Origin of the sequence: Caballeronia sordidicola (assembly GCF_002220365.1) — a bacterium.
Classification (GTDB): domain Bacteria; phylum Pseudomonadota; class Gammaproteobacteria; order Burkholderiales; family Burkholderiaceae; genus Caballeronia; species Caballeronia sordidicola_C.
The window spans coordinates 26,101-46,946 of sequence record NZ_MTHB01000046.1 but is presented as its reverse complement, the minus strand read 5'-3'; the positions used below and the strand labels follow the sequence as shown (position 1 = coordinate 46,946).

General features: G+C 61.1%; 18 protein-coding genes. 10 read left to right on the top strand and 8 right to left on the bottom strand.

Going from position 1 to position 20,846, the window contains the following annotated elements; genetic code table 11:
- Positions 1 to 81 precede the first annotated feature (81 nt).
- Both BSU04_RS07520 and BSU04_RS07515 read right to left on the bottom strand, forming a co-directional pair.
- Positions 82 to 1,770, bottom strand: coding sequence for an acid phosphatase (locus tag BSU04_RS07520; RefSeq protein WP_089160012.1), 1,689 nt, complete (start codon positions 1,768 to 1,770; stop codon positions 82 to 84).
- A 370-nt stretch (positions 1,771 to 2,140) separates the two neighbouring features.
- Entirely contained in the window at positions 2,141 to 2,962 is an 822-nt protein-coding gene (locus tag BSU04_RS07515) for a sulfite exporter TauE/SafE family protein (protein ID WP_089160011.1), read from the bottom strand.
- A 252-nt stretch (positions 2,963 to 3,214) separates the two neighbouring features.
- Here BSU04_RS07515 and BSU04_RS07510 point away from each other — a divergent pair, with 252 nt between their 5' ends.
- Entirely contained in the window at positions 3,215 to 5,464 is a 2,250-nt protein-coding gene (locus BSU04_RS07510) for an amylo-alpha-1,6-glucosidase (RefSeq protein WP_089160156.1), read from the top strand.
- Between the two features lie 69 nt (positions 5,465 to 5,533).
- Here BSU04_RS07510 and BSU04_RS07505 read toward each other — a convergent pair whose 3' ends face one another.
- Positions 5,534 to 6,718, bottom strand: a complete 1,185-nt coding sequence (locus tag BSU04_RS07505; RefSeq protein ID WP_089160010.1) for a 4-hydroxybenzoate 3-monooxygenase — start codon at positions 6,716 to 6,718, stop codon at positions 5,534 to 5,536.
- A gap of 323 nt (positions 6,719 to 7,041) precedes the next feature.
- On the opposite strand from BSU04_RS07505, the gene BSU04_RS07500 reads away from it, so the two are divergent.
- The gene (locus BSU04_RS07500; protein ID WP_089160009.1) at positions 7,042 to 7,908 is read left to right on the top strand and encodes a glucose 1-dehydrogenase; all 867 of its coding nucleotides are present in this window, start codon (positions 7,042 to 7,044) and stop codon (positions 7,906 to 7,908) included.
- Between the two features lie 16 nt (positions 7,909 to 7,924).
- Positions 7,925 to 8,527: a GNAT family N-acetyltransferase gene (locus BSU04_RS07495; protein ID WP_256982278.1), complete on the top strand. Its 603-nt coding sequence runs from the start codon at positions 7,925 to 7,927 to the stop codon at positions 8,525 to 8,527.
- Positions 8,528 to 8,577: 50 nt separating this feature from the next.
- Here the strand turns inward: BSU04_RS07495 and BSU04_RS07490 are convergent, their stop codons facing one another.
- Positions 8,578 to 9,624, bottom strand: a complete 1,047-nt coding sequence (locus BSU04_RS07490) for an aldo/keto reductase (RefSeq protein ID WP_089160008.1) — start codon at positions 9,622 to 9,624, stop codon at positions 8,578 to 8,580.
- A gap of 363 nt (positions 9,625 to 9,987) precedes the next feature.
- On the opposite strand from BSU04_RS07490, the gene BSU04_RS07485 reads away from it, so the two are divergent.
- Positions 9,988 to 10,989, top strand: coding sequence for an AraC family transcriptional regulator (locus tag BSU04_RS07485; protein WP_089160007.1), 1,002 nt, complete (start codon positions 9,988 to 9,990; stop codon positions 10,987 to 10,989).
- A 90-nt stretch (positions 10,990 to 11,079) separates the two neighbouring features.
- Here BSU04_RS07485 and BSU04_RS07480 read toward each other — a convergent pair whose 3' ends face one another.
- Complete coding sequence (locus BSU04_RS07480; protein ID WP_089160006.1) at positions 11,080 to 11,316, bottom strand: hypothetical protein; 237 nt, start codon at positions 11,314 to 11,316, stop codon at positions 11,080 to 11,082.
- Positions 11,317 to 11,623: 307 nt separating this feature from the next.
- Entirely contained in the window at positions 11,624 to 12,052 is a 429-nt protein-coding gene (locus BSU04_RS07470) for a BspC domain-containing protein (protein WP_089160004.1), read from the bottom strand.
- Between the two features lie 225 nt (positions 12,053 to 12,277).
- Here BSU04_RS07470 and selD point away from each other — a divergent pair, with 225 nt between their 5' ends.
- Positions 12,278 to 13,342 (top strand): selenide, water dikinase SelD, encoded by a 1,065-nt coding sequence (gene selD / locus BSU04_RS07465; protein WP_089160003.1) that lies wholly within the window; start codon positions 12,278 to 12,280, stop codon positions 13,340 to 13,342.
- A 67-nt stretch (positions 13,343 to 13,409) separates the two neighbouring features.
- The gene (locus BSU04_RS07460) at positions 13,410 to 14,330 is read left to right on the top strand and encodes a cation diffusion facilitator family transporter (RefSeq protein ID WP_089160002.1); all 921 of its coding nucleotides are present in this window, start codon (positions 13,410 to 13,412) and stop codon (positions 14,328 to 14,330) included.
- A gap of 65 nt (positions 14,331 to 14,395) precedes the next feature.
- Here the strand turns inward: BSU04_RS07460 and BSU04_RS07455 are convergent, their stop codons facing one another.
- Positions 14,396 to 14,701 (bottom strand): hypothetical protein, encoded by a 306-nt coding sequence (locus BSU04_RS07455; RefSeq protein ID WP_089160001.1) that lies wholly within the window; start codon positions 14,699 to 14,701, stop codon positions 14,396 to 14,398.
- Positions 14,702 to 14,848: 147 nt separating this feature from the next.
- On the opposite strand from BSU04_RS07455, the gene BSU04_RS07450 reads away from it, so the two are divergent.
- On the top strand, positions 14,849 to 17,446 hold the full coding sequence (locus BSU04_RS07450; protein ID WP_089160000.1) for a mechanosensitive ion channel family protein: 2,598 nt from the start codon (positions 14,849 to 14,851) through the stop codon (positions 17,444 to 17,446).
- On the opposite strand, the gene BSU04_RS07445 is transcribed toward BSU04_RS07450, so the two are convergent.
- Positions 17,371 to 17,751 (bottom strand): hypothetical protein, encoded by a 381-nt coding sequence (locus BSU04_RS07445; protein WP_144021156.1) that lies wholly within the window; start codon positions 17,749 to 17,751, stop codon positions 17,371 to 17,373. The two genes, BSU04_RS07450 and BSU04_RS07445, sit on opposite strands and share 76 nt — an antisense overlap.
- 375 nt (positions 17,752 to 18,126) lie before the next feature.
- On the opposite strand from BSU04_RS07445, the gene BSU04_RS07440 reads away from it, so the two are divergent.
- The 3 genes from BSU04_RS07440 to flhC all read left to right on the top strand — a co-directional run bounded on the left by BSU04_RS07440 (position 18,127) and on the right by flhC (position 20,831).
- Positions 18,127 to 19,161 (top strand): purine-nucleoside phosphorylase, encoded by a 1,035-nt coding sequence (locus BSU04_RS07440; RefSeq protein ID WP_089160154.1) that lies wholly within the window; start codon positions 18,127 to 18,129, stop codon positions 19,159 to 19,161.
- Between the two features lie 677 nt (positions 19,162 to 19,838).
- Positions 19,839 to 20,156: a flagellar transcriptional regulator FlhD gene (gene flhD / locus BSU04_RS07435; RefSeq protein ID WP_031357172.1), complete on the top strand. Its 318-nt coding sequence runs from the start codon at positions 19,839 to 19,841 to the stop codon at positions 20,154 to 20,156.
- A 15-nt stretch (positions 20,157 to 20,171) separates the two neighbouring features.
- Positions 20,172 to 20,831 (top strand): flagellar transcriptional regulator FlhC, encoded by a 660-nt coding sequence (flhC, locus tag BSU04_RS07430; protein ID WP_089159998.1) that lies wholly within the window; start codon positions 20,172 to 20,174, stop codon positions 20,829 to 20,831.
- Positions 20,832 to 20,846: the final 15 nt, after the last annotated feature.

Below are 20,846 nucleotides of genomic sequence, written 5' to 3'. Positions count from 1 at the left end.
GCGGGGGGAGTGTGGTGCTGCTCAGGCGTTTGCAGCTCAGGCAATTTCTGCTCAGGCGTTTGCAACTCCAGCGTTTGCGGCTTAGGCGAGATCGAGCGTGGCCGTCATGTCCCCTAACGGCGCTTCTCCGTTTGCCGCGAATGCCCGGTCGCGCGAGACAACGCCGTCAAGTGGCACCAGGTCGTGGACGCGCGTGATGAAGCGCAGGATGGAGTTCGTGTCGTAGACCGTATGGTCGACGAGCCCCTTCTTCGCGAACGGCGCAATCATCAAGGCGGGAATGCGCGACCCCGGTCCCCATCGATCCCCTTTCGGCGGCGGCACGTGATCCCACCAGCCGCCGTTCTCGTCGTGGGTGATGATGACGACCGTGCTCTCCCATTGCGGTCCACGCTGGATTCGCTCGACGACGTTGGCGAGATGCCGGTCACCGGATTCGACATCGGCGTAACCCGCATGCATGTTCAGATTGCCTTGTGGCTTGTAGAAAGTCACAGCCGGCAGCCGCCCTGCGTCAATATCCGCAATGAGTTTGTTGGTCGACGGATCGTCGCCCAGACCGGCGTCGCGCAGGTGTTGCGTGCGAGCTTGCGTGCCAGGAGCAAAGCTGCGGAAGTAATTGAACGGTTGGTGGTGATACTGGAAATCGGGAACCATGCCGGTGTCGCGATGCGTGAGCGCATAGTCCCAGCCGCCGCTATACCACGCCCAGTCCACACCTTTGTCCGATAACCGGTCGCCGATGGTCGCGTAACTCTGCGGCGGCAGCACGCGATAATTCGACGGGTCCGCCAGCGCCGGATCGCCGCCTTCCGCCGCGCGGACGTTGCTCGGCTGATAGGGAGGCGCCATTGTGTTGACCGCGTAGCCATCGGCTGTGAGTGCGCCGTCGTTAACGTAGGACGGAGGGCCATCCAGCGCCGATGCCGGTGAATCGGCCGCGAGTTTCAGGCGCGTGCCCAGCGGATCGTCGGCGTCCAGCACGGACAGGAGTTTTTTCGCGGGGCCGTTGTGCGCGTCCGGATAAAAGGGGGCCTGTGCCGAAATCAGATAAATATGATTGAGCCAGGAACCGCCGAATGCGGCCATGAAGAAGTTGTCGCACAGTACGTTTTGCCGGGCGATGTTCCAGAGCTTCAGCGAATCAGCCGAATTGCGGTAATGCCCCATGACCAGACCGCCGGAATCGCCCCATGCGGCGAACTGGTTGTTGCGGCCGGCGTTGATCTGCATCTGGTTTTGATAGAAACGGTGTACGAGGTCGCGCGTGATGACGCCGTTCGGCAGTGGCTGCCCCTGTGCGTCGACAAGATGGAACGGGCCGTTCGGCACGCCGTCGATCTGTTTTTCCGAAATCATGTAGCGCTTGCCGTCCACTTCCTGTGCTTGCGGTACGAGGCCACCCCAGATTTTCGGCAGCACAGGCATGGGCGTGCGCCCGTCGCGGTCCAGCTGGACGTAGCGGGACGCAGGGACGGCTTCCAACGGATATTGCACGCCTGGATAGTTACCCCAGAGGTTGCTGAAGCTGCGATTTTCCGCGTAGATCACAACAATATGACGGACCTGTGCCTGCAGCGTTTTGTCTAGCGCGATGTCGGCGGCCGTCTTGGGGGTAGCAGGGCGCGAGTCAAAGAGATTGCAGCCGCTCAGCGACAATCCAGTGAGGCCTGCCAGGCTGACCCCAGCCGCAAGCAGGCGACGGCGTACTGGGTCGTGGGGCAGGTCGGACGCGGGTTGTTCGTCGCGGGGATCATCAGTGTGGCTCATCGCAGCTCCTGGATGTCTGGCGGTTCATCAATGTGCTTATTGATGTAACTAAATAATTTGACTCAACAATGTGTCTTAAATCTTGCGGCTGACTATTTTGAACCAAACCGGTGACTTAAAGCATTGAACGAAACCCGCGAATCAGAGCAATACCCGAACACGAGTGCTACCCGATCTCCTATGGCGACGCGCGCCAGTGCGTTGCTTCAGGCCCTTCGTCTACCTGGATCTTGGCCGGAAACGCGTAGTTCCCGATAGCTGACCGAACGGCCTATGGGCTCAAATACAGGTGTGCCCTGACGTCGTATGCCGTTCGATCGACTGGAAAGCGTCACGCTGGGCGACTACTATCGTTCGAACTGTCCGAGAATCAACTGAGTACCAGTTTCACGCCGACTATCACCAGCGTGGCGGCCAGCACGTTGCGCAGCAGCACCTCCGGCGCCCGGGTGGAAAGCATGCTGCCCAGCACGATCCCTGGCAACGAACCCACGAGCAGGGACACCAGAAGGTCCCAGTTGACGGAACCGAGCAGCCAGTGGCCGGTCCCCGCAAGCAGCGTAAGCGGAACCGCGTGCGCTATATCCGACCCGACTATTCGCGCAGTCGGCAAACGCGGGTACAGGAGCAACAGCACGGTCACGCCAATGGCGCCCGCGCCAACTGAGGTGATTGAGACGAGCACGCCCAGGATTGCGCCGGTGAGCACGGTCCAGGCCACTGTGCGGCTGTCACGGCTCGCTGCCGCGCCTGGTTTTCCGCTTGCCTCACGGGCCATCCCGGTCTTGTAGGCCAGTCGCGCGAGCTGTGGGCGGAACACGAGCGAGACAGCGGTAACAAGCAGCGCGGAGCCCAGCACGAGCTGGATCACCCGGGCGGCGGCGGGTGTGTTCAAACCGTACCGGTTGAGCAGGACCAGGGTGATTGCCGCCGCAGGGATGCTGCCCGCCGCAAGCCGTCCGGTGATACGCCAGTCCACGGACCCCTTGATGCCGTGGACCAGCGTGCCGGTTGCCTTGGTCGCGGCCGCGTAGAGCAGATCCGTGCCGACCGCGGTGGCCGGGTGGATGCCGAACAGGAGCACCAGCAGCGGGGTCATCAGGGAGCCGCCGCCTACGCCGGTCAGGCCCACGAGGAAGCCGACGGCCAGGCCGGATGCTGAATACAGTAAGTCGATGTGCGGAAAAGACATGCGGCGAGGAGAACCGGTTAGATGAGCGTCGGTCGAAAAACGGTCGATGATAGCGGGTCCGCGGTGCGCTTGCCTCCGGACCGCAAAAATTGATTCGCAGGCTCTGGCCGTACAATCGGCCGGGTGTCCAGGCAACTCTTTCAGGAAGGTGTAATGGAAACGAAGGAACAACAGCAAGCAAAGCAGGCGCTAAGCGACCGACAGGCCCGTGATATCGCTCGCGACCCTGCCCATGGCCTCGCTCATGACGACATGCCCGACCCGATCCGCAGTACGGCCGGCGTTCGCGAGGTTCCTCCGTCGACGCCCGCCGCGAACACGGACGGCGCGTTTATCGCAACCGAGCATACGAGCTACGCGAACGAGCGCCAGTTCGTGCTCAAGGCCGGCAATACCTTCGTGGTCAACGACGCGAATGGCGACATACGCGGCAATGACGACGGTCTTTTCGTGAACGACACCCGAGTGTTGTCGCAGCTGCGCCTGACTTTCGGCGGACGCTCGCCGTCGCTCCTGTCTGGCAGCGTGTCGAGCGACAACGCCGTCTTTACCGCGCATCTGACCAACCGGCCGCTGCCGCTCATCGGCGGGGCGACCACGCCCGAGGGCGTGATCCACGTCGAGCGCCGCCGGGTGTTGTCGCGGCACGTGCTGCACGAAGCCATTGTGTTGACCAACTACGGCACGGAACCGGCCACCGTGCCGCTTTCGATCAACTTCGCCGCCGACTTCCACGACATGTTCGAGGTGCGCGGGTCCACACGCAAGAAACGCGGGTCAATGCGCGAGCCGTGCATCGAAGATGGCGAAGTCGTATTGCGCTATACGGGTCTGGATGAAGTCGAGCGGACCGCTCGCATCCAGTTTTCGCCCGCGCCGCACTCGCTCTCGGTGAATCGTGCGGATTACGTACTGCGGATCCAGTCGGAAACGGCCATGTCGATCTACTTGTCGATCACGGCCGTCACGCATGCATTGAGCGACGCCAGTGCGGAGAGCAAGAAGATCGCCGAGGAAGGCGCCGAATGTGCGCCGGAATCGGGGCGGCCGGCGATTCGCGAGGCACTTGTCGATGCCCATCGGCGCATGCGCGAGCGGCGTCGTTCGGTAGCGCGCGTGCGCTCGAGCAACCCGTTGTTTAGCGAATGGATCGATCGTTCGCTCGCCGATCTCGGTTTGCTGACGACTGATCTCGAAACGGGACCGTATCCGTACGCGGGCATTCCGTGGTTTTCCACGGCTTTCGGCCGCGACGCCATCATTACTTCGCTGCAGATGTTGTGGATTGATCCGTCGCTTGCGCGTGGCGTACTGCGTTTTCTCGCGGCGCATCAAGCGCGCGAGGACTCCGCATTTCGCGACGCTGAAGTGGGCAAGATCATGCACGAGACCCGCAATAGCGAAATGGCCGCTACGGGGGAAGTGCCGTTTGCGATGTACTACGGCGGGGTCGACAGCACGCCGCTGTTCGTCGCGCTGGCCGGCGCATATGCCGAGCGAACGGGCGACACGGCACTGATCGACGAATTGTGGCCTTCCCTGCAACTGGCCGCGCAATGGATCGCACGTCATTGCGACAAGAACGAATTCGGCTTGTTGAGCTATCAGCGCGCCACGGAAGCGGGGCTCGCCAACCAGGGCTGGAAAGACAGCGGCGACTCCGTGTTTCACGCCGACGGCAGTTTCCCGGTCGGACCGATCTCGCTGGTTGAAGTCCAGGCTTATGCATCCACCGCGTTTGCCACCATGGCCCGCTTCGCGAGGCAACGCAACGCGCCGGAGCAAGCATCGGACTTCGAGCAGCGCGCGCAAAAGATTCGCGAATGCGTGGAGACAATGTTCTGGATGCCCGAGTCGGAGTTCTACGGTATCGCGCTCGACGGTAAGGGCGAACTGTGCAAGGTGTTGGCGTCGAATGCGGGACACTTGCTGGCCTTTGACCTGGTCGAGCGCGGCCGCGGTGAAGCAGTCGCGCGTCAGCTCGAGTCGACCTTGTTCAACACCGGCTGGGGCGTTCGCACGCTGGCAGCGGGCCAGCCACGCTTCAATCCCATGTCGTACCACAACGGCTCCGTGTGGCCGCACGATAGCGCCATGTGCGCCCGCGGACTTGCACGCTACGGAGACCGCGGCGGTGCAGTGCGCCTGTTGCAGGCACTGTTCGAAGCGGCCGTTACTTTCGATATGCGTCTGCCCGAGTTGTTCTGCGGCTTCACCCGGCAACGTGGCGAGCGGCCGATCGGCTATCCGGTTGCGTGCTTACCGCAAGCCTGGGCGGCCGGATCACCGTTCATGATCCTCGAGGCATGTCTAGGGGTCACGATCGACGCCGAGCGCCAGGAAGTGCGGATCGACCGGCCGCAGTTGCCGGATGGTATCGACTGGCTCGAGATTGGTGAACTGCGGGTTGGCGACAAGACCGTGTCTATAACCTTTCGGCGCGTGGGCGGGCAGGTCGTGCCGTCTATCGAAGGTGATATCCGAGTGGTGGCGGTCCTTTAATCGCACCGCGAACCTGGCCACCATCGCTCAGCTGCTTGGGCATTTAAACCGCGTAGTTAAACCGCGTAGTTAAACCGCGACGCTGCCGACGTAGTTTTCGGCCAGCGCCGTGGCAGCGGCGCGCGATGTGGTCACGTGTTCGAGCTCGGCCACTTGCAGGCGTTGTTCGAACGGCGAGGTGTCGTCGAGCTTGTGCAGCATCCGGGTCATCCACCACGAAAAATGCTCGGCGCGCCAGACGCGCTTCAGTGCGGTTTCGGTATAGCGATCCAGTTTGTCGCTCGCGCCTTCTTCGTAGAACGCCTGTAAGGCGGCGGTCAGGATGCGAACGTCGGAGACCGCCAGGTTCATGCCTTTTGCGCCGGTGGGCGGGACAATGTGCGCGGCGTCGCCGGCGAGGAAAAGCTTGCCGGATTGCATCGGCGTGGAGACGAAACTGCGCATGCCGACAATGTTTTTCTGGAAGATCCGCCCTTCGGTGATCTGCCAGCCGTCCAGCGTGTCCACGCGTGCATGGAGTTCGGACCAGATGCGGTCGTCGGACCAGGCATCGACTGAGTCCTTCGGGTCGCATTGGAAGTACATACGCTGCACGTTCGGTGAACGGGTGCTGATAAGCGCAAAACCGCGATCGTGGCGAGCGTAAATCAGCTCGTGCGCCGAAGGCGGCGCTTCGACCAGGATCCCGAACCAGCCGAACGGATAGATGCGCTGATAGTCATGCCTCAGTGCCTGGGGCATCGACCCACGTGCGACGCCTTGCGAGCCGTCGCAACCCATGATGAAGTCGCACTCCAGCTCGTGCTCGAACCCTTCGTGCTTGTAACGGATGCGTGGCCGGGTAGTCCCAGGGGTATCGTCGAAGTCGTGTAGCGACACATCGCTCACGCCGAACTTCAACGCACCATCCGCCGCTATGCGCGCGGCCACCAGATCCTTGATGACTTCGTGCTGTGCGTAGACGGTGATCGAGTGGCCGGTGAGTTCGGTCAGTGCAATGCGCTTGCGTTGCCCTTCAAACGCGAGTTCGAAACCGTGATGCACCGCACCTTCGGCCAGCATCCGCGCGCCGAGGCCCGCCTCGTTCAGCAGGTCCATCGTGCCCTGTTCAAGAACGCCTGCACGAATGGTGGATTCGATATCGTCTCGGCTGCGTGCCTCGAGCACAACCGATTCAATACCGCGAAGATGGAGAAGATGGGAGAGCAGAAGGCCCGCAGGGCCCGCACCAATGATGCCGACTTGTGTACGCATGAATGTCTCCGTAATGCGTGTTGATTTTGTGGACACAGTCTTGCGCATTGGCGGGCTATCGCGCAACGCGATAACGCAGATAGGCTATATCTGGAATGGGGATAAAGGTCTCGCCCACCTTTCGGTCTTTAAGCGAGATCGTCCGACCAACGAACGCAGTCATGCCTGTTGGATGCCATTGGTAGAACCGCCTTAAGGCCACCATCAACCAACGGCCACCATCAACCAACAAGCGTCAACAGCCGAACTCGGCCACTCCATAGATCTGGGTCCGCTGCTTGCTGAAACCCGGTCTTCCATCACAGTTTTCAGGGAGACCGCACATGGCCCAGATTTCCTACCCCAAACCACCGTTCTCTGACCAGCAGCAAGACCGGCAACCCGGCCAAAGCGCGCCAATGAATCCACCGCCCGATCACGGCGAGAAAACCTATAAGGGCTCGGGCAAGCTTGCCGGCAAAATCGCATTGATCACCGGCGCGGACAGCGGCATTGGCCGCGCGGTGGCGATTGCGTTCGCCCGGGAAGGCGCGGACGTCGCGATTGCCTACCTGAACGAGCACGAGGACGCGAAGGAAACTGCCCGCTGGGTCGAGGAAGCGGGCCGGAAAACGCTGCTGCTGCCAGGTGATATCACCGACCGCGCGTTTTGCCGCGAACTGGTCGCCAAGACGGTCGAGTTATTCGGGCGCGTCGATGTGCTCGTCAACAATGCCGCCTACCAGATGGTCTACGACAGCCTCGAGGACATCAGCGACGAAGAGTGGGACAAGACCTTTTCGACGAACATCGGCGCGATTTTCCGGATCACGAAGGCCGCCGTGCCGTACATGAAACCGGGCAGCGCGATCGTCAACACGACGTCGGTGAACGCGGACAGCCCGAATCCCGGACTGATCGCGTACGCGAGCACGAAAGGCGCCATCCAGAACTTCACGGGCGGCCTCGCGCAGTTGCTGGCGGAGAAGGGCATTCGCGCAAACGGGGTGGCGCCGGGGCCGATCTGGACCCCGCTGATTCCATCGACGATGAAACCCGAACAGGTCAGGACCTTCGGCTCGCAAGTGCCGATGAAACGCCCCGGGCAGCCGGCCGAACTGGCGGCGGCGTATGTGATGCTCGCGTCGGATGAAGCGAGTTATATCTCCGGCGCGACCATTGCGGTGACGGGCGGCAAGCCGATCATCTAGTCGTGAAACCTGGGCATTGCGGTTTGGAGCCGGCACGTCGGGCGTGCGAAACTGGCGCTTTCACGCCAGCAATCACTGCACGTCGCTCAAGGTACCCACGCTCATGCCCATGCCATTCACCATCCGCCGTCTTACTGCCGCCGACGCCGGTGCCTATCGCGATATCAGGCTTGAAGGTCTTGCCCGACATCCCGATGGATTTGGGTCGGCGTGGGAAGACGAAGCTGAACAGCCGCTCGCGTTGTTCGAACAACGGATCGTTACTGCTGCGGTATTCGGTGGGTTTTTGAGCGACGAAAGCGAGCTGGCTGGCGTCGCCGGCCTGTTGGTGCCGCAAGGCGCGAAACTGCGGCACAAGGGCGTGCTGATGGGCATGTACGTGCGCCCGGCCGCTCGCGGGACGGGAATGGCGCTGGCTCTCGTGCAAGCCGTTCTGAGCCACGCACGTACCGTGGTGGAAGAGGTCCAACTGACGGTTGCGCCGCATAACGAAGCGGCGCAGAGGCTGTATCGCTCGGTCGGATTCGTTGAGTACGCGCGTGAACCGCGTTCGTTGAAAATAGACGGCAAGTATCAGGAGGCCGTACTCATGACCTTGCCGTTCGACCCCATTGCTTAGCTAACCGGGTCACCGAGCAACCGACTAGCCGAGCTGACTAGCCGGACTGACTAGCCGCCGCTCGATTCCCGCAGCTGATTCAAGCGATACTCACCTTGGCGTGCGAACATCCAGCCCGGATATTCCTGGGCGAGCTGGCTGACTTCATCGAGTGCGGCGAGTTCGTCGTCGTTCAGCTTCACTTGGGTTGCCGCGATGTTGTCGTCGAGTTGCCCGACCCGCTTCGCCCCGATAATCACGCTCGTCACCGCCTTCTGATGCAGCAGCCACGCCAGCGCGATTTGCGCCACGGTCACGCCCTTGGATTCGGCCATCTGGGTCATGGCGTCGATGCAGTCAAACGCGCGATCCATGTTCACCGGCGGAAACGAGAAATTGGTGCGCCGGCCCGGCTCCGTTGAAGTGCCGTCGCGCTTGTATTTGCCGCTCAGCAAACCGCCCGCGAGCGGACTCCAGACCATCAGGCCGAGGTTTTCGCTCTGCAGCATCGGCACGATTTCACGTTCGAGGTCGCGCCCGGCAATCGTGTAATACGCCTGTAGCGACTCGAAACGCGCGAGGCCGAGGCGCTCCGAAATCCCAAGCGCCTTGGCGATCTGCCACGCCGCCCAGTTCGATACACCGATATACCTGACATGGCCGTGCTGCACGAGGTTGTCGAGTGCGCGCAGCGCTTCTTCGATTGGCGTGGCGGTATCGAAGCCATGTAGCTGATACAAATCGATGTGATCGAGTTGCAGGCGTTTCAAGCTCGCTTTCACGCCGTCAATGATGTGGTAGCGCGACGCGCCACGGGAATTGACGCCTTTAGTGCCGGTTTCGCCGTGGATCTTGCTGGCCACCACCACGTTTTCGCGAGGCACTTTCAGGTTCTTGAGCGCCTGGCCGGTCATGATCTCCGACGCGCCGTCGGCGTAGATGTCGGCGGTATCGATGAAGTTGATGCCCGCATCCAGTGCGCGGCCGACGAGTTTGTCCGCATCCGCCTGTTGCAGGCCGCCAATATTGGTCCAGATGCCGCCCTCGCCGAAGGTCATGGTGCCGAGGCATAATTCCGAAACGAACAAGCCGGTATTGCCGAATTTTCTGTTACGCATGCTGGGTTCCTTAGATTTCGTCCTTGAACTAGCGGGCTGAAGAGTTCACCGTTGACCGCTTCACGGCGCAACGACCGAACGCCCGTTCGGTGTTTCAGCAACGCCGCGATGAAGCAGTATCTGCCTGTGCCGCCGTGCCCGGCTAGCCTGATCCTGTCAGATCCTTGCCCGATCCTGCAAAGGCCGCGCGTAGCGCTGGGCGAAAACGCGCAGGCGCGAGTAAGCTGAGTGCCATTCGCCGGCAGTGCGTGATTCATCGTGATTGATCGCGATCGGCATCTGACTGACGGCAATCCTCCTCCATCCTTGCAAGACTGTGGCCGTTTCCGGGCAGCAGCCGCGCAAACTCACTATCTGCGAATCATGGCCCTGAATGAGACGGCGGATTCCGCCATCGACCCATCGAATCACGCTGACCACGCTGTCAACGGCGGCGCCGGCAGTGCATCAACGCCATTTGATCCGGGCCTCGATCACGCCCGGCTGGATCTTGTCGCGTTATTGGACCGGTTCACGGCAGATACCACCGGCACGTGCCAGACGGCGGTGCACGGTTTGTTCCTGCACCGTGTCGTGCATTGCTGCGGCCCAAGCCATGGCATCCAGACGCCGGCGCTTGGCGTGATCGCACAAGGCTCGAAGCGGATCATGGTAGGCGACGAACTGTATGTGTACGACCCCATGCACTATCTGGTTTCATCGGTGGATTTGCCGGTAATGGGGCAGGTGACCGGCGCGACCGAGGACACACCGTATCTCGGCATGCGACTTGACCTCGACGTGGAGGAAATCACCAAATTGATCGGCGATGAAAGCCTGCCGCCGTCGACGCCCGCGGACGCCTCGCGCGGCCTCTATGTCAACCGGCTCGGCACGTCCATGCTCGACGCGGTATTGCGCTTGCTGCGCCTGCTCGATACACCCGAGGACATTCCGATTCTCGCGCCGCTGGTCAAGCGCGAGATCCTGTATCGGTTGTTGATGAACGGGCCCGGGGCGCGCTTGCGTCAGATCGCGCTGCAGGACAGCCAGACACAGCGCATTGCGAAGGCGATCATGATGTTGCGCCAGCACTTCGACCAGCCGTTACGCGTGGAGTCGATCGCCCGCGACGTGCATATGAGCGTCTCCTCGTTGCACCATCATTTCAAGGCCGTCACGGCGATGAGCCCACTGCAATACCAGAAGCAGTTGCGGCTTCAGGAAGCGCGCCGCCTGATGCTGATCGACATGACCGACGCAGCGACAGCGGCGCACCGCGTGGGTTATGAGAGCGCATCGCAATTCAGCCGCGAGTACAGCCGCCTGTTTGGTGCGCCGCCGTTACGCGACACCCGCAAATGGCGCGAAACTGCTGGCGCGTGATCCAGGTTCGATGTGCCGCATTGAAGCAGCCGAAAACGAAAAAGCCAGGGGCGTCCCTGGCTTTTTCGTTTTCAACACATGCGCAACCGATCAATAGTAGCGATGCGGAGGGCCGTAATAACGAGGTGCGTGATGGCGTTCCCACTCGCGCCGTTCCCAGTAGCGATGGCCGTCGTAATACCGGTCGCCGTGCCAGCCGCGGCTGTCCACATGAACGTAGCCGGGGTGGAAGTGGTCGTCCGCGGATGCGGTGGTGGTGAAGCCGAGACTCGTTGCTGCCGCCACCGCGAGCGATGCGGCTGCCAAGCCTTTTTTGACTGTCAACATGTTGGTTTCCTTCGCGCTTGTTGTTCGGTTTTGTCGCTTTATCCCGCTAAGCCAAGCTTAGTATCGGCCGTAGTAGTCGTGATGGTGGTATCCACCGCCATCCGGCACGACGATGCAGCCACCCAGGGTGCTGCCGAGGAGTACTGCGAGCGTGACTAGAATCGTTAATCGTTTCATCGGTTTCTCCAAGTGAAATCCGTGAAATCAATTTAGCGATTAGCTAAATGACAAGCCGTTTGCGTTTGTAAGGAAAAGTGTGGCTGGAAATATTCGCGAGAGGCAGCGAAGGCTTGGCGCCCTGGCACTGTTACCGAACGATCGCGGGCCTTACATTTGGGGTGAGCGAAACACCGACCACATGGCCGTCGCGCACGCCGCAGCGGCTGTCAACGCGGGTCCAGTGCGGCTTTCCGCGAACTTTGGCGAACGCGCGCATGGCGATGACTTCGTCAACAGGAATGGGATTTCCCGCGCTGAAGATCGTGGTGTCGCTATCGATCTTTGCACGCAGGACACGCCGGTCGGGGACGATGAACGTGTCGTACTTGGGCGTCAACGCCACCCATCGATCGAATGCGGCCACGCAGCGGATCACCGGTTCAGGGACGTGCATGCGACTCAGGTAAGCGTAGTCTTCCTGCGAGGGGGCAGGCGATTCCTGAGCGTGACCGAGTTGACTGAATTGACAGAGCGAAGCGCAGAGGATCAAGCCGAAAACAAGAGGTAAAGATTTCATGCGGGCAGAGGTTCGGGGCACAGGGCGGTTGATGGGTAATGTTGAAAGACGGCATCGGAGCGTGACTCGAAGTGTAGCGCGTGAGCGCTCGCATGACGCCTTTCAATGTCGACGCGGACTCCGCGCCGCAGTCACCAGGATGGCGGGTCAGACTCGCAATTGCAGCGTCTGGACGTCACAACCACCATAATATCGGTCACACGCAACTTTGCCGGATAACCGCGAATGACTGACATCAAGCTGAACGCATCCCCGTCGCCCCGACTGACCAGCCTGTCCCACGGTGGCGGCTGTGGCTGCAAGATCGCGCCGGGCGTCCTCGCTGAGCTGTTGAAACGCAGCGTGCCGTTGCCGTTCTTTCCCGACTTGCTGGTGGGCAACGACACCGCCGACGACGCGGCGGTTTATCGTTTGAACGACGAGCAGGCGATTGTTGCAACCACCGACTTCTTCATGCCGATCGTCGATGACCCGTTCGACTTCGGTCGGATCGCCGCAACCAACGCACTCTCCGATGTCTACGCCATGGGCGGCAAACCGATCCTCGCGCTTGCGCTCGTCGGCATGCCGATCAACGTGTTGCCGCACGAGGTGATCGCAGCCGTGCTGAAGGGCGGCGAGTCGATCTGCGCCGAAGCAGGCATCCCTCTCGCGGGTGGTCATTCCATTGATTCCGTCGAGCCTATCTATGGCCTGGCGGCAATCGGCATCGTGCATCCGAAGCGCGTGAAGCGTAACGCCTCGGCTCGCGCGGGCGACGTGCTGATCCTCGGCAAGCCGCTTGGCGTGGGCGTGTTGTCGGCGGCGCTGAAGAAGGATCAACTCGATGCCGCCGGCTACGCCGCGATGATCGCCGCCACGACCAAGCTGAACCGCCCGGGTGCGGATCTGGCCGCGCTCGACGCCGTGCACGCGCTCACCGACGTAACCGGCTTCGGCCTGTTGGGCCACACGCTGGAGCTCAGCCGCGGTGCTGGACTGACGGCGCGCCTGCGATACGCCGACTTGCCATGGCTGCCCGGCGTAGAGGCATTCGCGAAAGCGGGCGTGGTCACGGGGGCATCCGGGCGTAACTGGACTGCGTACGGACAGCAGGTCACGCTGGCATCGTCATTGCACGATGTGGCACAAAGCCTGCTCACCGACCCGCAGACTTCAGGCGGCTTGCTGGTGTCGTGCGCGCCCGAGGCGGTTGGCGAAGTGCTCGCCATCTTCCGCGCGGACGGCTTCAATCAGGCGGCCGTGATCGGAGAGATGATCGACGGCCAAAGCCGGGTGGAAGTCGTTTAGCGCATGTGTTGTTGATTCGTTGTTGATGTCCCGAGAGCGTCCCTGACCCACTCCCGCCAGGAGCACGATGAAAGAAGAATCGCCGAAAGCCATTTTCTACGCGCTCGCCGCCAACTTTGGCATCGCCGTCTGCAAGTTCGGGGCGGCTGCGTTCACCGGCTCCGGCTCCATGTTTGCCGAAGCCATCCACTCCACCGCCGATTGCGGCAATCAACTGTTGTTGCTGTTCGGACTCAAGCGTTCACAGGCCCCCGCCGACGTGTTGCATCCGCTCGGCTCGGGCCGCGAGATCTACTTCTATTCCATGCTCGTCGCGCTGCTGCTGTTTTTTGTCGGCGGCGCGTTTTCCGTGTACGAAGGCGTGCATCGGATCGCCCGGCATGAAGTGATCAGCAATCCGATTGTCGCGCTTGTCGTGCTGGGGATATCGGTCGTGCTCGAGGCGTTTTCCCTGGCCGGCGCGTTGCGCGAGATCCGCAAGACGTCGGGGAACAAGTCGCTCTGGAGATGGTTTCGCGAGACGCGCGAGTCCGAATTGATCGTGGTGACGGGAGAAGATGTTGCCGCGCTCGCCGGCCTTGCCATTGCGTTTTGCGCCGTGCTCTTGACCATGATCACCGGCAATCCCGTCTACGACGCAGCGGGTTCAATTGGTGTCGGTGTCCTGCTCATGGTGATTGCGTACCTGGTCGCCCGTGAAGTGAAGTCGATGATCGTCGGGGAATCGGCGAGTCCGGAAGTGCGCCGGGCTATCGATGCCCACTTGCGTGCGCGCCCGGAAATTGTCCGCGTGATCAACCTGATTACGCTGCAGTGGGGCAAGCAGATCGTGGTGGCCGTGCAAGCGGAGATGGTGGACTACGACAGCGGCCGTGCGATGGTCGATGCAATCAATGTGATCGAAGCGGACCTGCAGCGCGCGTTTCCTGAAGCCCGCTGGGTCTTCTTCGAGCCGGATATTCCTCGCGTGGCCGAGACGCGTGCTTGAGCACGCGAGATAAGCCGTTGAAGAAAAGTTCTACTAAACTGCACGACGTCGCGGAGAATCCAGCATCACGGCAAATGAGCCGGTGGCCGATCATAGTGAGGTCGCGGGGTATCAGGCGTTGCGGGAAGCTGGGTGTCTCCGCTGGCGGGTAGTAGCGTGGTGCCCTCGTCCGGGGGTGCAACGTTGTCTACGTGCTTGGCAACACTCGCAGCCAAGGACGGGGTGGGCTTCGCGGCCCGCTCAAGGTTGACGTGCTCGGCGGCGGACACTCGCCCGGGCGCAAGAAGTGCTGCCGCCAGTCCGGTCGCCAACAGCAACACCACGGCGCCGGAGAGGGACATTTGCATGGATCGCGTAATTTGGACGTGCATGCCCGAATCCCGTAGTTTTGATCAGATGTTTGATGCACGAACCATTCCAGCTTGTCCAGCTTGAGAGTGATCACCGCAGGTTCAATCGCGCTGCAGGCCGGGCGCATCCGTGGCGGTTTTCCCTAACCGAGTTCCTCATCCTCGCCCATGCGCAAAATTGTTCTCGTCGTCTTTCTGTTTGTCCTGAGCGTTCTGAGCAGCACGCTTGCATCGGCCGCGAATGCGGCCTCCAGCGCAGCCAGGCCAGCGTCTGGCTCGTCAACCGTCACGCTGACCCCCGAACAGGCGCGCGCCGCGCTGGCGGTCCTCAATGACCCTGCGCGCAGAAGCCAGATAGAGGACACACTGCGGGCCGTCGCGGCCGCCGGAGCGCTTTCCACACCCGTCCAGGCAGCCTCAGGCAGCGCTGCAACTGCGCCCACCGCGGCGTCCGCCAGCGGCGCATCGGGCGTGCTGGCCAAGTCGCTCACAACCAACGGGCTGGCATCGCAGATTTCGCATGAGGCGGGTTACTGGCTCGTGGAACTCAGCAGCGGCTTGCGCCGTTCCGTTACGGCGCTGCTCGACTACGGCTCGGTGACGCAGTGGTGGCGCCAGCGCACTGCAACTGCCAGCGGCCGCGATCTGATCGGCCAGGTGATCTGGTCGATCGCGATCTCGTTGTTGCCCGCCCTGTTGCTGGAATACCTGAGCTCGCGATGGCTGCGCCGGCCGCGCGCGCGGCTCGCGGCTCGCGGGATCGTGGATGCCGATGCGACCCAGCCGGAACTTGCGAAGGAGGAGCAGGCGGCGGTGCACGCTGAAGCCGTGGCCGAGCGTTCGGGCAACGAAGCGGCCATCGAGGTCGCCGAACGCAAGACCGATACCGCCCGCGGCGTGCGCCATGCAGCGCGGCACTGGACGCTGTTGCAGCGGCTGCCAAGCGCCATTCTTCACAGCTTGCTCGCGTTGCTGCCGTTGATCGTGTTCATGATCGCGGCGGCCGCGCTGATGTCCATTTTCATCGACGAAAGCACGCCGCAGGGCCGTTCTGTCGGCGCGTTGACCGACGTCTACCTGGTGTGCCGGGGCATTGTGATTGCCAGCGGCTTTTTCATTGCGTCGCGTGCGCCAGGCCTGCGCCTGATCCAGATTAGCGACGATGCCGCCCGCTTTGCGCACGACTGGCTGGTGCGCATTGTCTGCGTGGCTGGAGCAGGCTCGGCGTTCGCTGAGGCTGCAGAGCCGCTGGGCATGACCGACACTGCTCACGACGCGATCCTCAAGGCGGTCGCGCTGGTCGTGCATGTGCTGGTCGCTATCGTAATCCTCAAATGCCGCGTCTCGGTTGCCGCCTGGATCCGCGAGAGTGTCAAGGGACGCCGGTCATTCGTACTGCTAGGCAATTGGGTCGCTGATGTCTGGGCCGGTCTCGCGGTGTTTTTCGTGTTGGCGCTGTGGTTCGTCTGGGCGCTCGATGTACGCAACGGGTATCGCACGCTGTTTCATCTGTTCGGTATCTCGGTGCTCGTGCTGGTGGCGGCGCGCGTGGTCGCTATCGTCGCGTTCGGCGCGCTCGGCCGGCTCTTCCATACGGCGGGCGGGGATGACGACTTGTCGAGCAAGTCGATCGCGCATCGGCACGCGTACCGCTATTACCCGCTGCTGCGGCGCGCCGTGCAGACGGTGATCATCGTGATTACATTGCTCACGCTGCTGCAGGTCTGGGGGCTTCACGTCCTGACACTGTTCTCGTCGGGTGGCGTGGGTCATCGGCTTGCGTCCGCGCTGATCACCATCGGGGTTGCCGCCGCGTTCGCCGTGATCGTGTGGGAAGGCGCGAATGTAATGGTCGAGCAGCGGTTGGAAACGTGGACCACGAGCGGCGACCGTTTGCGGGCCGCGCGCCTCACGACCCTGCTGCCGATGATGCGCAGCGCGCTTTTTATCGTGATCGCGATGGTTGTCGTGTTGACGGGGTTAAGCGAGATCGGTGTGAACACCGCGCCGTTGCTGGCGAGCGCGAGCATCTTCGGCGTGGCGCTGGGTTTCGGCTCGCAAAAGCTCGTGCAGGATTTGATCACCGGCATCTTCCTGTTGATGGAAAACGCGATGCAAGTGGGCGACTCGGTCACGCTCGCAGGGGTGTCGGGGACGGTTGAATATCTGTCGATTCGCACGGTGCGTTTGCGAGGCAGCGACGGCTCGCTGTTCACGATACCGTTCAGTTCGGTATCGACGGTGAACAACACGAATCGGGGCATTGGCAATGCCGCGGTACGCGTGAGTATTGCGCTTGGGCAGGACGTGAACCTGGCGGCGGATACGCTCAAGGAAATTGGGGCGTCGCTGCGTGAAGACGACGCGTTCAAGGACGGCATCCTCTCCGACTTCAGCCTGTGGGGCGTGGACGCGGTCGACGGTTCGAGCGTCACGCTCGCCGGCCAGATCCAATGCCGCGATAGCGCGCGCTGGGGCGTGCAGCGTGAATTCAACCGGCGCATTCTGGACCGCTTCACGGAATGCGGCATCGAGATAGCCAATCCGCAGCGCAGTTTCGTGATCGTGAAGGGCGGCGATGCGGGTGAGTTGGCTGCAGCGTTGAAGGGGGATCAGCGTGACGATTCTTCAAGCGATGCGAATGCGAACGTGAATGCCAACGCCGATGCCAACGCCGATGCCGATGCCGATCAACGCGGCGAGCGCACCATCACCGGCGAGCCTTCGAACTTACCGCCCGAGCGTTCGAAGCCCAGCCGGCCATAAAATGCTTCGAGCGCGGCGCTGTCGGGTGCGGCGCGATCGATGGAAGGCGCGGCGGGGCCTTCTCCTTTCTGCGCGAGCGGCCGTGGCACGAGTGAAAGCATGACCCCGTGCCTGTCCGCCAGCGCGACCAGCCGGTCCATGGCAGCGCGCGCATGCCCCCGATGATGTTCTCCCTCGGACCACAAGGCCTCTAGCGCGACGGCGCAGTCACCGGTAGCCTCGAGCCACATCTCGACGTGCTGGCGGTCCTCGACATGGCTGGCGTGAAAAGCATCGATCATTCGTGAAGCGGCGGTGTCTGGCATGGGTGCCTTGCAGAGGAGTGGACTTGACAACGAGCGAGCAGGCGAAACAGCAAGACTAGTGCTTCATGGCCGTTACCGGAACATTTTATGTTCCTTACAACGGCGTTTTTCGCCCTTCTATAATGCGCTCAACGCATGAATGTCCGGTGGGTGGTACTTAAGAGACGGAGGTAGGGTCCAGCCGTGCATCTTGTCGTGTGTTTCACCTCGCGTTCTCCTTTTACTTACGGTGCCGTCCAGATGAAATCGATTGTCCGTTCCTCGCTCGACTCGCTCCTTCGTTCTGCACGCAGCCGCACCCGCGTCGTCACCCAGCCTACTCGCCTCTCTACAAGAATCCCCGCACGAATCCCTGCATTGGGCCTGGCGGCCGTGATGGCCACGCTCCTGTTCAGCGCCTGTGAGCCAACGTTTGCGCAGGGCCCGGATAGCTCGCGTGGCGGCAATGGCAATGGCCGCGGCCAGCCCGTCAAAATCATGATCATTTCCATGTTCGGCCCTGAGGCCCAAGTCTGGCTCGCCAAGCTCGGGCCCTGGAAGGCCATTCATGTGGCTGGACTTTCTGCGGACTATCCCGTTGTGAACTGCAACCGGCAGGAGGTCTGCGTGATGACCACCGGCATGGGTCACGCGAACGCGGCCGCTTCGCTGATGGCGCTCACGTTCTCCGATAAATTCGATCTGCGCCGTACCTATTTCATGATCGCGGGAATCGCGGGCATCGACCCGATGCAAGGCACGGTCGGGTCTGCCGCGTGGGCCAAATATCTCGTCGACTTCGGTATCCAATGGGAACTCGATGCGCGCGAAAAGCCGGAGAGCTGGCCGAGCGGTTATCTCGGCATCAATACGAAAAGCCCGGCCGACAAACCACCGCTTGATTACAAGACCGAAGTGTTCAAGCTGAACCCGGATCTGGCCGATGCGGCTTATGCGTTGTCGAAGAACGTGGTGCTCGCAGACAGCCCTGAAGCGCAGGCCGCGCGCGCCAAGTTCAGCTATGCGCCGGCGAACCAGCCGCCCAAGGTGATCCAATGCGACACGCTGGGGAGCGATACCTGGTGGTCGGGGAAATATATCGGCGAGCGCGCGCGTGACTGGACGAAGCTCGTGACTGATGGCAAGGGGGTGTATTGCACGACGCAGCAGGAGGACAACGCGACTTACGAGGCATTGTCGCGTGCGGCGAGTGTGCATCGCGTGGATTTGAACCGGGTGGCGGCCGTGCGTTCGGGGTCGGATTTTGATCGGCCATACGACGGCCAATCAGCCTCCGATAATCTTCTCACTTACGCCGCTCAGGGCGGTTTTGCGCCGGCTATCGCCAATCTGTATCGGGCAGGTAATCCGCTGGTGCAGGAGATTGCAACGCACTGGACTGAATGGCGCGACGGCGTACCGCAACACTAACGGCGCGAACCTCGCGGTCTACCGTCCGTCTTCGCATGAGCGCTTTTTGCGGGGACGAGCGGTGGCACGGACGAAAGGTCTTCTATCGGTCCGCGTGTTTTCATAGTTTCCGCGTGCGCTGTTACAACTCGGTGCAACATATTCCGTCCAGTCATCATGCGGGCGTCCTGTTAGTCAAATTTCCACATTAAATTTGAAAGCAAGTCGACAGTTTTTATCCGAGGGTTTTCCTTCGCCGTTATTCGGAGCGTTGGCAGATCGGCTGTTACAACTTCGCCATTCATCGCAATCCATCTAATTCGTTGGGCATGTCAACCGACTATTCGCCCCATCCGTTTTTTCCCTACGAAATCAACCGACAAGCAAATCTTCTGTCAATTGACCCGGTCCTTTTCGCTCCAAAATAGCCGCCAAAAATCGGTCACACTTTCCTGTTACAACTTCAAGAAAAAATTACCGTTTCTCTCTGTTGTTTTATGGAAATTTATTATTGAGATGTTCTTGATTTCCCGCTGCGTGGTACTTACAATCCGTTTCACAGTGTTGTTACAAGATGTAACTCACTGAAACAAAGTTTAAACGTAGCCGAACAGAACAAACGTTTGGCTAGGCAAAAAAGATAGCTGGCAAAAAATGCCGGCAGGGTACTCGGGGTTTATATCGAACGCGGGAAAATCATGAACGGTCGCGAAACGCTGGACTCGATTCGAGAAATCAACTTGTCGTACATCATGCTCGCGCAACGTATGTTGCGAGATGACCGTGCTATCGGGATGTTTCGACTGGGTTTGTCTAAGGAACTCGCCGACCTTCTGTCTGGGCTGACGCTCGCGCAGGTTGTCAAACTGGCGGCTTCAGATCAGTTGCTGTGTTTTTTCCGTTTCAACGATCACACCATGCTGGCCGCTCTCACGTCGCCCGCGAAGCATGCGGATATTGCGCCGACGCACGCAGCCATCTTGCTGGCCGGTCAGCCAGCAGAACAGTTCCTCTAAGCACGAGAGCGCGCCATGCTTAAGAAGAGCCTCACCGAAGATGCACAAGAAGTTTTCCGCGCGATCGCATTGATCGAACTCGGGGCGCGGATGCAGGTGCTCGAAAGTGAACTGACACTGTCGCGTGACCGGATGATCCGGTTGTATCGCGAGGTGAAGGGCGTATCGCCGCCGAAGGGCATGCTGCCTTTCTCGGCTGACTGGTATATGACGTGGCTCGCGAACATCCATGCTTCGCTCTTCTACAACACATATGTGTTCCTGAAGAAAGAAGCGGATTGCTCGCACCTCGATGCCCTGACGAAGGGGTATCGGTTGTATCTCGAACATTGCAGGAATAGCGATGTCGAGGCGGTACTTGATCTAACGCGGGCCTGGACCCTTGTGCGCTTTTTCGATGCGGGCATGCTGCAGCTCACGAAATGCTGCCGCTGCACTGGAAAGTTCATCGCGCACAAACATGATTTGCAGGAAAACGTGGTGTGCGGGGCTTGTCAGCCGCCGTCACGCGCGGGGAAGACCAAGAAAGCGGCGGCCGCCCGTCAGGCGAGCCTTGAGACCGCGCTGTTGGAGTTGAGTTTGGTATCGACTAACGAAGTGCCGGAACCGACGGTGCTCGAACACGCGGCGATGTTACAGCCGCGCACAGAAAGCCTGATTGCACAGGCTGCTTAGGCGGTAAGCGGACCG